Annotated in this window: 15 protein-coding genes; 11 read left to right on the top strand and 4 right to left on the bottom strand. The window is 73.9% G+C overall.

The features are described 5' to 3' along the window. Positions 1 to 2: 2 nt before the first annotated feature. Positions 3 to 467: an SRPBCC family protein gene (locus tag DLJ58_RS29770; protein WP_124861325.1), complete on the bottom strand. Its 465-nt coding sequence runs from the start codon at positions 465 to 467 to the stop codon at positions 3 to 5. A gap of 189 nt (positions 468 to 656) precedes the next feature. Here DLJ58_RS29770 and DLJ58_RS29765 point away from each other — a divergent pair, with 189 nt between their 5' ends. Continuing rightward, positions 657 to 1,634 carry a 1-phosphofructokinase family hexose kinase gene (locus DLJ58_RS29765; protein WP_208741412.1) on the top strand — a complete coding sequence of 326 codons (978 nt, stop codon included), beginning with the start codon at positions 657 to 659 and terminating at the stop codon, positions 1,632 to 1,634. Then, positions 1,631 to 2,458 carry a 5'/3'-nucleotidase SurE gene (surE, locus tag DLJ58_RS29760; protein WP_124861323.1) on the top strand — a complete coding sequence of 276 codons (828 nt, stop codon included), beginning with the start codon at positions 1,631 to 1,633 and terminating at the stop codon, positions 2,456 to 2,458. Before DLJ58_RS29765 ends, surE begins: the two co-directional genes overlap by 4 nt. Positions 2,459 to 2,477: 19 nt before the next feature. Here the strand turns inward: surE and DLJ58_RS29755 are convergent, their stop codons facing one another. Further along, positions 2,478 to 2,840: an STAS domain-containing protein gene (locus DLJ58_RS29755; protein ID WP_124861320.1), complete on the bottom strand. Its 363-nt coding sequence runs from the start codon at positions 2,838 to 2,840 to the stop codon at positions 2,478 to 2,480. 386 nt (positions 2,841 to 3,226) lie between these two features. Here DLJ58_RS29755 and DLJ58_RS33925 point away from each other — a divergent pair, with 386 nt between their 5' ends. Together DLJ58_RS33925 and DLJ58_RS29750 are read left to right on the top strand one after the other, a co-directional pair. Continuing rightward, positions 3,227 to 3,370 carry a hypothetical protein gene (locus DLJ58_RS33925; protein ID WP_158629639.1) on the top strand — a complete coding sequence of 48 codons (144 nt, stop codon included), beginning with the start codon at positions 3,227 to 3,229 and terminating at the stop codon, positions 3,368 to 3,370. 169 nt (positions 3,371 to 3,539) lie between these two features. Then, entirely contained in the window at positions 3,540 to 3,938 is a 399-nt protein-coding gene (locus tag DLJ58_RS29750; RefSeq protein ID WP_091409235.1) for a hypothetical protein, read from the top strand. A gap of 158 nt (positions 3,939 to 4,096) precedes the next feature. Here the strand turns inward: DLJ58_RS29750 and DLJ58_RS29745 are convergent, their stop codons facing one another. Then, entirely contained in the window at positions 4,097 to 6,790 is a 2,694-nt protein-coding gene (locus DLJ58_RS29745) for a cellulose binding domain-containing protein (RefSeq protein WP_124861317.1), read from the bottom strand. A 360-nt stretch (positions 6,791 to 7,150) separates the two neighbouring features. Here DLJ58_RS29745 and DLJ58_RS29740 point away from each other — a divergent pair, with 360 nt between their 5' ends. From DLJ58_RS29740 to DLJ58_RS29730, 3 genes are all read left to right on the top strand, one after another. Further along, the gene (locus tag DLJ58_RS29740) at positions 7,151 to 7,837 is read left to right on the top strand and encodes a BON domain-containing protein (protein WP_124861313.1); all 687 of its coding nucleotides are present in this window, start codon (positions 7,151 to 7,153) and stop codon (positions 7,835 to 7,837) included. A 96-nt stretch (positions 7,838 to 7,933) separates the two neighbouring features. Continuing rightward, on the top strand, positions 7,934 to 8,431 hold the full coding sequence (locus tag DLJ58_RS29735; protein WP_124861309.1) for a redoxin domain-containing protein: 498 nt from the start codon (positions 7,934 to 7,936) through the stop codon (positions 8,429 to 8,431). After that, a complete protein-coding gene (locus DLJ58_RS29730; protein WP_091409221.1) occupies positions 8,428 to 8,976 on the top strand; it encodes a DsbA family protein in 549 nt (182 codons plus the stop codon). The genes DLJ58_RS29735 and DLJ58_RS29730 overlap by 4 nt, the downstream gene beginning before the upstream one ends. A gap of 5 nt (positions 8,977 to 8,981) precedes the next feature. Here DLJ58_RS29730 and DLJ58_RS29725 read toward each other — a convergent pair whose 3' ends face one another. After that, positions 8,982 to 11,813 (bottom strand): helix-turn-helix transcriptional regulator, encoded by a 2,832-nt coding sequence (locus tag DLJ58_RS29725; RefSeq protein ID WP_124861307.1) that lies wholly within the window; start codon positions 11,811 to 11,813, stop codon positions 8,982 to 8,984. 143 nt (positions 11,814 to 11,956) lie between these two features. Here DLJ58_RS29725 and DLJ58_RS29720 point away from each other — a divergent pair, with 143 nt between their 5' ends. The 4 genes from DLJ58_RS29720 to DLJ58_RS29705 all read left to right on the top strand — a co-directional run. Continuing rightward, positions 11,957 to 12,397: a hypothetical protein gene (locus tag DLJ58_RS29720; RefSeq protein ID WP_425271358.1), complete on the top strand. Its 441-nt coding sequence runs from the start codon at positions 11,957 to 11,959 to the stop codon at positions 12,395 to 12,397. After that, positions 12,394 to 13,542: an alcohol dehydrogenase catalytic domain-containing protein gene (locus tag DLJ58_RS29715; RefSeq protein WP_124861301.1), complete on the top strand. Its 1,149-nt coding sequence runs from the start codon at positions 12,394 to 12,396 to the stop codon at positions 13,540 to 13,542. The genes DLJ58_RS29720 and DLJ58_RS29715 overlap by 4 nt, the downstream gene beginning before the upstream one ends. A 50-nt stretch (positions 13,543 to 13,592) precedes the next feature. After that, positions 13,593 to 14,789: a saccharopine dehydrogenase family protein gene (locus tag DLJ58_RS29710; RefSeq protein WP_124861299.1), complete on the top strand. Its 1,197-nt coding sequence runs from the start codon at positions 13,593 to 13,595 to the stop codon at positions 14,787 to 14,789. Positions 14,790 to 14,832: 43 nt separating this feature from the next. After that, the coding region (locus tag DLJ58_RS29705) for a MerR family transcriptional regulator (protein ID WP_425271359.1) at positions 14,833 to 15,214 on the top strand (382 nt) is incomplete at its 3' end.

Genomic DNA, 15,214 nt, shown 5'->3' with positions numbered 1-15,214 from the left:
GGTCAGGTGGGCGGGGGGTTGCCGGTGCGGTCGAGGGCGGCGCCCAGCCGGGTGGCGAGGGCGAGGTGAGCGGCCTGGGCCTGGCGGAACGCGTACCTGAACAGTGGCCTCGGCGCGGTCAGGGTGATCTCGACGTCGATGCGGACCAGGCCGTCCGGCTCGGCGCGTAGTCGGGTGTGGTTTCGCACGGTGGTGGACGGCCACTGGCGGGCAACCATGACGATCTCGTCGGCCTCGCTGACCAGCACGTCCGCGTGGTAGGTGGTCCGGAAGCGCAGCGGACCGGCCGCCAACCGGTCGTTGATCGTGTAGCTGGCCCGGGCGCCGGGCCGGGGCGGCACCCGGCGAACCCGGACGATCAGCGGATGCAGCTCGCCGTGCCGGGTCAGGTCGCTGAGCAACGCTGCCGCCTCGGCGGGTGAGCACCGGGCCTGGACGGTGTAGCTGAAGGTACCGCTGCTGAGCACACCGTCTCCCGCCGTCGTTGGTGGCCCGATCGTCCCGTACCGATGTCCGGCTGGCAACGCCCCCGGCGCCCTCAGTGCCGCGCCGGACCGGGCCGATGCGACGACCTGTCACCACCTGCGCTATTAAGGTCGGTTAGTACAAAATCTTCCGTAGATGCCGGAGGCGGCCAGCATGAACGGCGATGACCGATGAGTGGGCACGTGATGGTCTTCGCGCCCACTCCACAGCTGACGGTGACGGTGGACCAGCCCAACGACCACCCCGAGCTACACCTGCACCCTGGCGGGCAGGGCGTCTGGCAGGCGCGGATGGTGATCTCCCTCGGTGTCGACGTGGTGCTCTGCGCCGCCCTCGGCGGTGAGATCGGCCAGGTGCTGGAGCCGCTGCTGGTCAGCGAGGGCGTGGATCTCAAGGTGGTGGTCCGTGACTCCGGCAGCGGCGGGTACGTGCACGATCGCCGCGAGGGCTCCCGGCAGGAGATCGCCGACGTGCCGGGGCAGCCGCTGAGTCGACACGAGATCGACGAGCTGTACAACCTCGCCCTCGGCGAGGGCCTGCGGGCCTCGGTGAGCATCCTCAGCGGGCCGAACGAACCGTGGCTCGTACCGGCCGACCTGTACCGACGCTTCGCCGCCGACCTCGGCGCGAACGGCGGCCGGGTGGTGGTCGACCTCTCCGGCGATCACCTCGGTTCGGTGCTGGAGAGCGGGGTGTTCTTCCTCAAGGTGAGTCACGAGGAGTTGATCCGCGACGGCCGCGCCCGCAGCGACGACACCGAGGAGCTGACCCGGGCCATCTACGAGCTGCATGCGGGCGGCGCCGAGACGGTGGTGGTGAGCCGCGCCGACCAGCCGGCGTTGGCGCTCATCGACGGGGAGCTGTTCCAGGTCGAGATGCCCCGGCTGGAGGCCGCCGACCCGCGCGGCGCGGGCGATTCGATGACGGCCGGAGTGGCGGCCGTCGTGGCCAGGGGCGGGGACATCCGGACCGCCATCCGCACCGGCGCCGCCGCCGGCGCACTGAACGTGACCCGGCACGGCCTGGGCACCGGGCGGCTGGACTCGATCACCGGGCTGGTGGACCGGGTCCGGCTGGTGCCGGCGGACAGCCGGCAACAGGAGCGGACCACCCCGGACGAGTTGGCCGGCCGGGTGGTCGAGCGATGACCCTCCGCGTGTTGATCACCAATGACGACGGGATCGCCGCGCCCGGCATCCAGGCGCTGGCCTGGGCCGCCTGGCAGCGGGGCCTGGACGTCGTGGTGGCCGCGCCGATGGAGGAGGCGAGCGGCACCAGCGCCGCGATGAGCGCCCTGGAGCGCGACGGGCGGGTCATCGTGAACGACCACCCGCTGCCGGACCTGGCGGGTGTGCCGGCGTACGGGGTCGCCGGATCCCCGGGCTTCATCACGCTGATCGCCCTGCACGGGGCGTTCGGCCCACCGCCGTCGGTGGTGCTCTCCGGCGTCAACCGGGGCGCCAACGCCGGCCGGGCGGTGCTGCACTCCGGGACCGTGGGCGCCGCGTTCACCGCCGCCACCAACGGCTGCCGGGCGATGGCGGTCTCCCTGGACGTGCTCTCCGCCGGCGAGGCGACGGCCGCGAGCGGTGGCGCCGCCGTGGACGCCGCCGCCCGGGTACGCGACGCCGAGCGGCACTGGGGCACCGCCGCGCGGGTCGCCCTGGACCTGCTCCCCCGCTTGACCTCCGCGCCCATGGAGAGCGTGCTCAACGTGAACGCCCCGGACCTGCCGCACGGGCAGCTGCGCGGGGTGCGGCGCGGCACCCTGGCCAGCTTCGGTCAGGTGCAGATGACGGTGGCCGAATCCGGCCACGGGTTCGTCCGTACCTCGCTGGAGGAGCCGGGGCAGGCCGCACAGCCGGGCACGGACGTGGCGTTGCTGGCCGCCGGGTACGCGTCGGTGACGGCCATCCGAGCGGTCACCGAGGCGACCGACATCGACCTGACCGGCCTGGACGAGCATCCCTGACGGGGAACGCCCGGCGCGCTCAGGCGCCGGGCAGCACCTCGCGGGTGGCGGCGCCGGCGAAGTAGGGCTCCGGAGCGCCGAAGAGGCCGAGCAGGCCGGTCACCCAGAGCTGCCGGTGCACGAACCGGCTCGGCTCGGTGACCACCAGCTTGACGTCGCTGACCTCGGCTGTCTGGAAGCCGGCGACCATGGCGCTGATGCCGACCGAGTCGATGAAGGTGACCAACCTCATGTTGAGTTCGATGCGCAGGGGGCGGCCCTTGGCCAGCACCTCTGCGATCGCTTCGCGCACCTCGTACGCTGTGTCGACGTCGATCTCACCCCGTGGGGCGATCTCCACGACACCACCGGACAGAACCGACTTCACGATCGACAGGCTCACGCGAGCACCTCCACCCGCCCGTCCCCCGGGCGCCTCATCAGTACGCGGGCCGCGACCGAGAGTATTCCTCCGACGGCCTCGGTCGCCACCCCTCGGGATGAGCAATTCGCGGATCCGGGCCGACAAAGTCACCCATATCCGCACTTTTCAGTATCTGATTACTCAAGACTTTTCGTTATCTGACCATCGACGATCGGTCGTGACCGACGCGCCGCCGAACCAGGGTAGCGGTCCGGACCCGGCGCGCCCGACAACCGGCCCACGACGTACGCCTGCCCCGTGTGCCGTCGGCGTGTCGCCCACCGCCGGCCGGCACGATCCGCGCCCCCGGTTGCCGACGCGCCCTAGCATCGGCCGGGACACCACCGCGACGGAGAGGATCTTCGATGATCAAGCGACTTGCCGGGCTGGCCGGCGTCGGTGTTCTGCTCGCCCTCGTCCTGGCCTGCGGTTTCGGTGGCGGGGGCGACGATGACGACGATGACGACGACGACTTCGCCCGAGGTGTCGCCGTGTCAGCGGTGCGCTGATTCGGTGGCGCGCCGGGTTCCGGTGCGCCGAGCTGTCGGTGCTCCGCGGAGGTCGGGGTTTGCGTCCGGCTGACGCGGGGCACTGCGGGGTAGGCGACACCGTGACGCGCTGGAAAGACGCCGAAGTCCGAAGTGGCCGGCGACTTCGGCACCCGAGGAGGTAACCACGATGTTCGGAACCAACCTGCTGGACCGCCGCAGCAAGCCGGAGCGGATCGCGGATCAGGCCTGGGAGCACCTGCTCTCGGCCGTCAGCTATGCCGGAGACAGTGTGCGGGACACCGCCCGCTCGGCCCGCCAGAACAGCAGCGACCTCGCCGACGGGGCGGGTGACCTGGTGGGATCCGCCGCCGAGGAGGCGCGACGCCGAGCCTCGCTGGCCTTCGACGCGCTCGCTGGCCGCCAGCCGGCACTGCCCTGGACGCTCCTGATCGGCGCCGCGCTCGTCGGCGCGGCGGTCGGCTGGGCCGTCGGCTCCGCCGCGCGGGCCGCCGGCAGTCGGGACGACCGTGCCGTCGACGACGTGGAGTTCGTCGACGTGGACCGCCCCAACTCCCCCGCCATCTGAACGACAGCGCCACCACGGGCCCCGATCGACCCCAAGGTCGAGCGGGGCCTGCCGTCGTGGTGCTGGGGTGGACCCGGTCCGCCGGGTGCCGGACCCCTCAGGCGGCCCGGCGGACCGGTGTCTGGTGGTGATCCGGGGCCCGGGCCCGGATCACCCGCTCAGCGACTCGTGCAGGTGATGGCGGCCGGGGACGTGTTGCGACCGCTCCACGAGCCGAGGAAGCCGGCGGTGGTGCTGGCCCCGGCGGCGAGCGCTCCGTTCCAGCCCGTGTCCCGGACCGACACGGCGGCTCCGGTCTGGGTGTGGGTGCCGCCCCAGAACTGGTCGATCCGCTGGCCGTCGGCGAAGGTCCAGCCCAGCGTCCAGCCGGCGATGGGGGCGCTTCCGGCGTTACGGACCACCAACTCGGCCTGGAAACCGCCGGACCAGGAGCCGGTCACCCGATACGTCGCCGCGCAGCCGACGGACGGCGGCGGAGTGGTCGGCGGCGGCGTGGTCGGCGGCGGCGTGGTCGGCGGCGGCGTGGTGGGCGGTGGCGTGGTCGGGGGCTCGCCGCCGGTGCGGTCGGCGACCAGGATGCCGCGACCGTTGGTGCCGAGGTAGACCCGACCGTAGACACGCGGGTCGCCGGTCAGCGCCTCGGTCGGATTGCCGTACTGGTGGCGGTCGTCGTTGACGCGTACCCAGGTCGCGCCGATGTCGTCGGAGCGGTGCACGCCCGGTTGACCGTTCACCGTGCCGTAGAGGAACACGGCGGGGTTGGTCCGCCCGGGTGCCGCCTTGCCGAAACCGACGTTGCCGGAGGCGCTGACGCCGTCCAGCCTGGTGAAGCTGGTGCCGGCGTCGGTGGAGCGCCACAGACCACCCGGCCCCGCCAGCCACAATTCGCCGGCCCGGCCCGGCAGTGCCTTGAACCGCACGTCGGTGGTGGGCAGCCCGGTCGCCGCGGTCGGGGTGAAGCTGGCCCCGCCGTCGGTGCTCAGGTAGAAACGCCCGCCGCTGAAGCCGTAGAACCGGGTGGGGTCGACCCGGTCGGACTCGACCGTGGCGTTCGCCGGGATGCCGGTCGACGCTGCCCAGGAGTTGCCGAAACCGACCGAGTGGACGACGCGTTGGCCCGCGTCACCGGGTGCCCAGACGAAGCGGCTGCCGTCGGCCGCGGCGGCCACCGTGCCGCCCAGGTTGACCCCGGACGGTTCGGTGCCCTGGAACCAGGTGGCGCCGCCGTCGGTGGAGAAGGCGACGTGACTGTCATTGGGTCGGTCGGCGTCGGTGAAGTTGCCGGCGCGCACCAGCACCGCGGGCTTGCTCTCGGCGTAGTCGAGGCTGGTGGTGGACGTGAACACCGGCTGGGTGAACAGCATCGACGGGATCGCGTCCAGGTCGGTGTGCCGGAAGCCGCCGACGTCGCCGAGCGCGCTGATCAGGGGTGCGCCGCTGGGCGGGCTGATCAGGTCGAGGACCGCGGTCTCCTCCAGCCCTCGGACCATGGGCCGGAGGGTGAACTGACCGCCGGTGTCCCACCTGGTCAGGTCGGTGGTGCCGTAGATGGTGGCGCCGGTGCCGTACATCATGCGGTTGGAGTCGTGCGGGTCGATCTCCACCGACTCGTTCATCCAGCCGAGCTTGGGCGCGTCCTCCGGGGGCGCCGGGTTGAGACCGAAGGTCAACCAGGGCACCGAGCTGATGTCCATGGTGTAGCGGCGGGACCTCTCCGGGTAGTTGCTGAACTCCCAGATCCGCGTCCAGCTCGCCCCGCCGTCGGTGCTGCGGAAGAAGATGGCGTCCGGCCACCAGGAGACCTGGGTGGCCACCAGCAGGGTGTTCGGGCGAAGCCGATCGATGGTCAGCCCGCTGTAGCCGAAGTAGGCGTCGGCGCTGGTGGAGGGCACCGGGCTGATCCGCGTCCAGGCCCCGGTCGACCGGGTGAACTTCCAGACGTCGCCCTTGCCGCCGTCGTACGGGCCGCCGGTGTCGCTGGTGGCGATGTAGAGGTGACCACCGACCGGGTCGACGACCCCCTTGTGGGCCAGGTAGCCGGTGGGCTGGCCGGGGATGCGCCCCCAGGTGACGCCGCCGTCGGTGCTGCGGTAGACCGGGTTCTCCTTGTCCGCCACGCCCACGTAGATGGTCTGCGTGGTGGAGCCGGCGGTGCCGGTGCTCTTGTCGAAACTGACCCAGGTCAGGCCCTGGTTCTGCCCGTTGTAGCCGTTCGGGTCGCTGGGGTCCGCCCGGTAGTTGCCGACGTTGGGGAAGGCGGCGACGCGGGCCCAGGTCACGCCGTGGTCGGTGCTACGCCACAGCCCGTTGCCGCCCTCGGCGCCGTAGTACACGATGCTGTTCCGGTTGGGGTCGACGGCGAGCCGCTCCCCCATGCCCCGGCCCGGCATGTTGCCGCCGTTCTTGAACGGCAGCTCGGTGGCCTGCCAGGTGGCGCCCTTGTCGGCCGAGCGCAGGATCGCGCCGTTGTTCGGGTCCCAGCCGTTGGTGTACATGCCGACCGCGGCGTACACCCGGTTGGTCTGCACCGGGTCGGTGGCGATGCTGACCACGCCGTTGTAGCCCCAGCGGTCGGCGCCGACCCAGTCGAGCAGCGGCGTCCAGGACTGGCTGGTCTGTTCCCAGCGGTACGCCCCACCGATGTCGGTGCGCGCGTAGATGAGGTTCTTCTCGGTGGGGTTGAAGACGATGCCGGGCACGAAGCCGCCACCGCCCACCGGGACGTTCCGCCAGGTGTACGCCTCCGCCGCGGCCGGAGTGGCGGCCGATCCGGCGGCGGTGAACGGGACCACCACGACGGCTGTGGCGGCGGCCAACACGGACACGAACGCGCCGGCGAGACTTCTCCGCATCTGCGGTTCCTCTCGGGATGAAACCCCGGGGGAACGGGGTCGATCGCCTGGGTGACGCCGTGGCCCGGGGGACGAGCACGACGACGGGGACGAGCAGAGCTGCCCTGGCTCCACCACCCGACGCGACGGCTCCCGCGATCGAGGAACGCGATTACCGTAACCGAAATCGGCTCGCTTTGGAAGCGCTCCCACCATCGATGTTCGTCCCCACTTCCCACCCGTGCCGCCCAGCTCCGGGCCACGCCGTCACCCGGTCCGGGCGAGGCCGGCTCACCCGGGGCGGCGGCAGGATCGCGACACGGCGGACCTCCGGCCGCAGCCACCACCCGGGCCGCCATCGGAACAGCGGAGGAGGGGCACATGGCCATCGCGGAGATCAATCGCACCGACCAGGACATCCAGTCCGCCGTGCTCGACGAGCTGACCTGGGAACCACGGGTGCAGCCGCACGAGATCGGCGTGACCGTCGCCGAGGGCGTCGTCACCCTGACCGGCCGCGTGGACAGCTACGCCAAGAAGTGGGCCGCCGAGCGGGCCGCCCACCGGGTCGCCTCGGTCCGGGCGGTCGCCAACGACGTGGCCGTGCAGCTCACCAACGGCACCGAGCGCGCCGACAGCGACCTGGCCGCGGCGGCCAGCCACGGGCTGGAGTGGGACGCGTTCGTACCCATCGAGAAGCTCCAGGTCACCGTCTCGGCCGGCTGGGTGACGCTGCACGGCGACGTCGAGTGGGAGTACCAACGCCGAGCCGCCGAACGCGCGGTGGCCCGGCTGACCGGCGTACGCGGGGTGAGCAACGGCATCACCGTCCGACCGGCCACCGCGCCGGACGGCCGCGACCTGGCCGACCGGATCGTCGACGCCCTCGCCCGGGCCGGAGCGACCGAGGCCGAACGGATCAGCGTCCGGGTGCACGGCGACACGGCGATACTCGCCGGGTTGGTGCACTCGATGCCCGAACGGGCCGAGGTCGAGCAGGTGGCCTGGTCCGCGCCGGGCATCCGGGAGGTGCAGAACCACATCGCGGTCGCCCCGGTGCTGCGCTGAGCGGGCGCGTGCGCCCGCTCAGCGGGCGCTGAACGGGCGCGGAACCACCCGGGGTGGGTGAGCCGGCCTCACCCACCCCGGGAGCAGGCTGGTGGCATGAGTGATCCGAACGGGCTGATCCAACCGGGGCGCACCGCGCCCGGTTTCACCCTGCCAGCCACCCCGGACGGGGATCTGCTGGGGCCTCAGCAGTTCCGTGGCCGGCCGGTCGTGCTCGCCTTCTACCCCGCCGACTGGAGCCCGGTCTGCGGTGACCAGATGTCGCTCTACCAGTCGGCGGCTCCCGTCTTCGCCCAGTACCAGGCGGTGGTTCTCGGCCTGTCGGTGGACAGCATCTGGTCACACCGGGCGTTCGCGGAGAGCCGGGGCATCGAGTTTCCCCTGCTGGCCGACTTCGAGCCCAAGGGCGAGGTGGCCCGCAGCTACGGCGCGTACATGTCGAACGGTGAGGCGGCCCGCGCGCTGGTGGTGCTGGACCCGGCGGGGAAGGTGACCTGGAGCTACCTGTCGCCGCCCGACGTCAACCCCGGCGCCGACGGCATCTTCGACGCGCTGGACCAACTCGCCGCCGATCGGAAGGTGATGGCCGGATGAGTACGCCACTGCAGGTCACCGCCCGACTTCGAGACCCGGTGACCACCGACGACCACATCCGGGGGCCGGCCGACGCGGCGGTGACCATCGTCGAGTACGGCGACTTCCAGTGCCAGTTCTGCGGTGCCGCGTACCCGAATCTGCACGAGTTGCTGCGGCAGCGGGCCGACACCGTACGGCTGGTCTACCGCTACTTCCCGATCGCCAACGTGCACCCGTACGCCGAACGGGCCGCCGAGACGGCCGAGGCCGCCGGGGTTCGCGGCCGGTTCTGGGAGATGCACGACTGGCTCTACGAGCATCAGGACCAGTTGGACCCGGTGCACCTCTCGCTCGGCGTCGAGCAGGTCGGGTTGCCGCCGGACGAGTTGAACGCGGAGGTGGAGAACCGTGCGCACGCGGACCGGGTGCGCCGGGACTTCGTGGGGGGCATCCGCAGCGGGGTGAACGGCACCCCGACCCTGTTCGTCAACGGCATCAGGCACGACGGCGGGTACGACCTGCCCGACCTGCTGACGGCCGCGGACGCCGCCGCCAACGCCTGACCCGCTCAGATCAGCCGCAACTCGCGCGCCCGCCGGACCGCTTCGCGCCGGCGGGTCGCGTCGAGTTTGCGGTAGATGTTGCGGACGTGGGTCTTCACGGTGTTCACCGAGAGGGACAACTCGCTGGCGATCTCCACGTTGGACAGGATGCTCTGCAGGTAGCGCAAAATGGTCAGCTCCCGCTCGGTGAGCGGCTCGTCGAGCACGCCTCTCGGCCCGGGGGCCGGCCCGGCGGCGCTCTGTCCCGCGCCGCGCACCAGGTCACTGACCAGCGTGAAGTGCGCGGTGCCCGCGTCCAGGTGCGCGGCCAGCAGGTCCCGCACGGGTGGTTCGGCGCGGGTGAAGACCCTACGGCAGCCCTGCGGGCCGGCCAGGTCCAGCGTCTGCTCCAGGATCCGACCCGCCCGACGCCCGTCCCCGGCGCGCTGGGCCAGCACGGCGTCGAGCAGGCCGGCGTCCAGGCGTACCGGTAGCGGCCAGGCAGTGGCGGCCGGCGCCTGCCAGTCCGGCAGGGTCCGGGCGGCGGTGGCGGCGTCGCCGGCCAGCAGCTGCACCTTCGCCAACGTCACCGCGAGCACCTGGTCGGCCCCCTCGTCGGCGGCGTCGGCCAGCAGGTCACGGGCGGAGTCCAGGTCGCCCCGCGCGGCCCGCAGTTCGGCCTCGGCGGCCCGCAGCAGACCGGTCAGCTCGGCGGCGGACGGCCGGGCGGCCAGCGTCTCCCGGGCCCGGACGAGCAGCCGCTGGCCGGCCGCCGGGTCGCCGGAGTCGCGGTGTAGCTGCGCCCGGCACAGCGCGGCCACCGCCGTCGCCACCGGTTCGTCGGAGACGGTGGCCAGCCAGTCGTCGCCGACTTCGGCGTCGCCGGCCCGGCCGCCGGTCACGTCGAGCGCCGGGAGGGCGAGGGCGAGGTTCGCCGTGGCCTCCTCGGGCTGGTCGCGCAGCAGCGCCACCACGGCGAGAGCCAGGTACGCGTGGCCACAGTCGAGCCGACAGGGCGGCATGCCGAGCGCGTCCCTGGCCGCCTGCTCGGCTGCCCTCAGCTCGCCGCGCACCGCGAGCAGCAGCGCGGCGCGGCTCGCGGCGACCAGCTCGGTACGCGGCCGCCCGGCTTCCCGAGCGGCCGACCGGGCCCGGACGAACCGGGCGGTGGGCAGCGCCCCGTCGGCCAACTCGACCAGCCCGAGCGCGGTGCCGGTGAACGCCCGCAGGTCCAGGTCGTCGGCGGCGCCGCCACCACCGGCCGTCGGGGCGGAACCGGTCGTTCCGGTCGGCAGCCGGGTCGGCGTGGCCTCCGCCGGGCGGGTGCGCAGCAGGCGAGCGGCGGCGGCCCGGACCTCGGTGCGGTCGTCGGCGAGCCGGGCCACAGTCAGCTCCAGCGCGGTGACCAACCGCAGGAACCGGTCCCGGCGCGGCACCGGCAGGCCCGCGGCGTGAACCGCAGCGGCCCGCAGGTGACCCTTGGCGGCCGGCAGGTCACCGGCGTACGCGCGCTCGGCGGCGCAGGCCAACGCCACCTCCGGGTCGGCGCGGATCACCTCCGCTGGCGGCGGCGTGGGTGCCGGGGTGTGCACCGGGTCCCGGTCGTAGCGGGTCAACTCCGGCCAGTGCCCGACGAACAGGTCACCGGCCAGGTCCCAGCGGCCGGCGGCCAGGGCGTGCCGCAGAGCGTCGGCGGGCCGGCCAGCGCCCGCGTACCAGTCGGCGGCCCGGACGTGCAGCTCGCGTAGCTCGTCGGCGGGCAACCGGGCGAGGTCGGCGCGGAGCAGGTCGGCGAGCAGGGACTCGTACCGGTACCAGGGCGGCCGGGTGTCCTGCCGGTGCAGCAGACCACCGGTCCCGGCCAGGTCGGCCAGCACCTGCCCGGCGTCGGCCCGGCCGGTCAGCGCCTCGGCCAGGTCGGCGCAGACGGTGTCGACGACGGCGGTACGGCGCAGCAGATCCTCCTCGGCCGGGTCGAGCGTCGCCAGCACCTCCTCGTGCAGGTAACCGGCGATCTCCGGCTGGTCTCCGCCGAACTGCCCCACCCAGCGTTCCGGGTGAGGCTGTCCGCGTACCGCCAGGGCGGCGATGCGCAGCGCGGCCGGCCAGCCGCCGGTGCGCTCCCGCAGCCGGTGCACGGCGGTCGCCGGCAGCGCGGCGCCGTGGGCGGTGAGCAGGTCGGCCACCTCGTCGTCGGTGAACGCCAGCTCGTCCGGGCCGATCTCGGTCAGCTCGCCGGCGAGGCGGAGCCGGTGCAGTGGCAGGTGCAGTCCGGCCCGCGCGCCGATCACCAGGCGGAGACGCCGCCCGGCATGCCGCAGGAGGAACTCCAGGCCGGTCAACGCCGCGGGGTCGGCGACCCGGTGCAGGTCGTCCAGGATCAGCAGCACCGGCCGGTCGGCGGCGGCGAGCGTGGCGGCCAGCGCCTCCAACTGGTCGGGGCGCGGCGGCCGGTCGGGCAACGGCCCGCCCTCCGTCGCCCCGGTCGCCGAGCGCAGCGCCGCCGCGAGGTACGCCCACAGCCGGTCGGAGTCGTCGCCGGCCTCCACCGACATCCACGCCGACACCGGGTCGTCAGTCGCCGAGACCGACAGGTCGCCCGAGTCGGGCACGATCGCGCCCGGCTCCACGTCGGGTGGCCCGCCGCCCAACCGCATCCAGGAGGCGAGCAGGGTGGTCTTGCCCCAGCCGGCGGGGGCAGCCACCAGGGTGACCGGTCCCGCGCTGCCCTCGTCCAACCGGCGCAGCAGGCGGGGCCGGGCGACCACCGGCTCCGGCGGCACGGCCGGCGTCAGCCGGGATGCCAACAGCGGTGGCCCCGGTGCCGGTTCGACGCGTACGTGATCGTGTTCCGGCACCCAGCCCCACCCCCACCACGCGCTCCGCCCCGGTCGGCGAGCGGTTACCCGGCACGGGCCGGTTCACCCCTTCCGGGCGAGCGCGCTTCACCCGGGTGCGACCGAGGATCGGAGGACGTGAACCGGGAGGACGGGTGGTACCGATGGGACGGCTGGCGCGGGCGGGACCTGCCCTGGGTGGCGCGGTGCTGGCCGGGGCAGCGCGGCTGCTGCGCGTACCCCATCGGGGTGCCCGGCCCGGCGCGGACGGCGACGCTGCCGCGCCGGCCCGGTGGGAGGTGGTGACCGTCGACCGGCCGCCGGAGCAGGTGCTTCCGGAGGGCCGCTGGCCGGAGCCGCTGCGCCGCCTGGACGGGGCGGTCGAGGTGCGGGTGCGCCCGGCGCCCGGTGACCGGGGCACCGAGCTGGCCGCTCGGCCGCTGGCCGGCGTCACTCCGCCCACCGGGCTGGCCGCGCATCTGGTCGGCGACGACCCGGGTCTGCTGGTCCGCCGGACCCTGCGCCAGATCAAGCAACGGGTGGAGGCCGGTGAGGTGCTCCGCGCGGACCGGTCCGCGCTGGACCGCCCCGAGGTCCACGGGTGAGAGCGCTGTGTTGGGTGACCGCCGGCGAGTTGGCCGTACGCGAGGTCCCCGACCCGGAGCTGCGCAACGAGCGTGACGTCATCGTCCGGGTTCGGCGTAGCGCCACCTGCGGAGGCGACCTGCCGCTGCTGGCCGGCCGGCACCCGCTGCTGCGGCCCGGCGACGTACTCGGCGCGGAGTTCCTCGGCGAGGTGGTGGAGGTCGGCCCCGGGGTCCGCCGACACCGCGCCGGCGATCGGGTGGTCGTCGGCGCGAGCGTGGCCTGCGGCGGTTGCTGGTACTGCCGCCAGGGCCTGCATTCCTGCTGCGACAACGCCCATGCCGACCTGGCCAGCGCCGACCCCGACTGGGCCCGCTCCGACGCCGGCTGTTTCGGCCGGCCCCGGGCGGCGGGCGGTTTCGCGGGCGGCCACGCGGAGTATGTGCGGGTGCCGTACGCCGACGTGAGCGCCTTCCGGGTGCCGGACGCCGTCGACGACGACCGGGCGGTGTTCGCCGCGGACGTGGCGCCGACCGGGTGGCTCGCCGCCGAGTTGGGTGCGGTGCGCCCCGGCGACGTGGTGGCGATCTGGGGCGCCGGGGCGGTGGGTCAGTTGACCGCCCGCGCGGCGGTGCTGCGCGGGGCCGCCCGGGTGCTGGTCGTGGACCGGCACGAGGAGCGGTTGCGGATGGCCGAGCGGCACTCCGACGCCGAGCCGCTCGACTACCGCCGCACCGACGTCGCGGCCGAACTGCGCGACCGTAGCGGTGGGCGCGGGCCGGACGTGTGCGTGGTGGCGGTCGGCACGCCGCCGGCCCGCTCGATGGCCGACCGGTTCGGTGGCCAGCACGCCGACCGACCGGACGCGCTGCGGGAGGCCGTGCACGCGTGTCGCAAGAGCGGCGTGGTGGTGGTGCTCGGCGGGACGGGCGGGTTCGTCGACGCGTTCCCGCTGGGTGCGCTGACCGAGCGGCGGCTCACGCTGCGCGGCGCCGGTCGACCTGATCTGCGGAACGTGCCGATGCTGCTGGACCGGATGGCCCGTGACGAGCTGCGGACCGAACACCTGGCCACCCACCGCCTGCCGTTGGCGCAGGGCCCCGAGGGGTACGCGCTGTTCCGGGACCGGGCCGACGGCTGCGTACGCGCCGTGTTCGCACCCTGACCGCCTCCTCGTGATCGCTGATCGGTGACCACGAATGGCAGACTCTGAGGATGACTGGCGAGCGAACGTACGACGTGGTGCTGTTCGGAGCGACCGGGTTCACCGGCGGCCTGACCGCTGAATACCTGGCCCGACACGCGCCGGCCGAGCTGCGCTGGGCGCTGGCCGGGCGCAACCCGCAGCGCCTCGCCGCCGTACGGGAACGGCTCGCCGCGATCGACCCGAGCCTGGCCGACCTGCCGCTGCTCACCGCCGACGTGACCGACGCCGACTCCCTTCGGGCGGTGGCGGAGAGCGCCCGGGTGGTGGCCAGCACGGTCGGCCCGTACATCCACCACGGGGAGCCGCTGGTCGCGGCCTGCGCCCGGACCGGCACCGACTACCTGGACATCACCGGCGAGCCGGAGTTCGTCGACCTCATGTACGTGCGCCACCACGCCGAGGCGACCCGCACCGGCGCGCGGCTGGTGCACGCCTGCGGCTTCGACTCCGTCCCGCACGACCTGGGCGTCTGGTTCACCGTCAAGCAGCTGCCCGCCGACGTCCCGATCACCGTGGACGGGTACGTGCGCGCCGGCGGCCGGTTCTCCGCCGGCACCTACCACTCGGCGCTCACCGCGTTCTCCCGTACCGGGCAGGCCAGCCAGGCCGCCCGGGCCCGCCGGGCGGTCGAGCCGCGCCCCACCGACCGGCGGGTCCGGGCGGTGCCCGGCCGGCTGGCCCGCTCGGCGGAGCTGGGGATCTGGACCGTGCCGCTGCCGACCATCGACCCACAGGTGGTCCGCCGCTCGGCGACGGCCCGCCCGGAGTACGGCCCGGACTTCCGCTACCGGCACTTCGCCGCCGTGAAGCGGCTGCCCACAGTGCTGGCCGGCGCGGCCGGGCTGGGCGCGCTGATCGGGCTGGTGAAGTTGCCGCCCAGCCGACGCTGGCTGCTCGGGCGGCTCGCGTCCGGGCAGGGGCCCACCGCCCAACAGCGAGCGTCGTCCTGGTTCCGGGTCCGGTTCGTCGGCACCGGCGGCGGGCAGCGGGTGGTCACCGAGGTCGCCGGCGGTGACCCCGGCTACGACGAGACGGCGAAGATGCTGGCCGAGTCGGCGCTCTGCCTGGCGCTCGACGAGCTGCCGCCGACCGCCGGCCAGCTCACCCCGGTCGCCGCGATGGGTGACGCGCTGCTCGACCGGCTCGTCCGGGCCGACCTCACCTTCCGGGTGCTCAAGCAGGAGACGCGGGAGCCCACGGCTTGACCCTCAACCGGGTCGAGGGAGCAGGATGCCCAGCGTGAGCGACCTGCACAGCATCGGCGAGCTGGCCCGGGCCAGCGGCCTGACCGTCAGCGCACTGCGCTTCTACGACTCGGCGGGGGTGCTGGAGCCGACCCTGGTCGACCCGGTGACCGGCTACCGCTGGTACACCGAGGGGCAGATCGCCCCGGCCCGGCTGGTGGCCGGGCTGCGCCGGATCGGCATGCCGGTGCCGGAGATCGCCGCCGCGGTACGCGCCGAGCCGGCAGTGGTGCACCAACTGCTCGACGCGCACCTGCGCCGGCTGGCCGACGGGCTCAGTGACGCCCGCCGCGAGGCCGACCGGCTCCGGGCCCTGGTCGACCCCGCCCCGCCGACCGCCACCACACTCCTGGTCACCCCCGCCGCCCTGGCCGCGGCGCTCGACG

It is taken from the genome of Micromonospora arida, from assembly GCF_003857035.1.
Classification (GTDB): domain Bacteria; phylum Actinomycetota; class Actinomycetes; order Mycobacteriales; family Micromonosporaceae; genus Micromonospora; species Micromonospora arida.
Note: the sequence above shows the minus strand (reverse complement) of the source record. Positions and strands in the feature narration are given on the sequence as shown.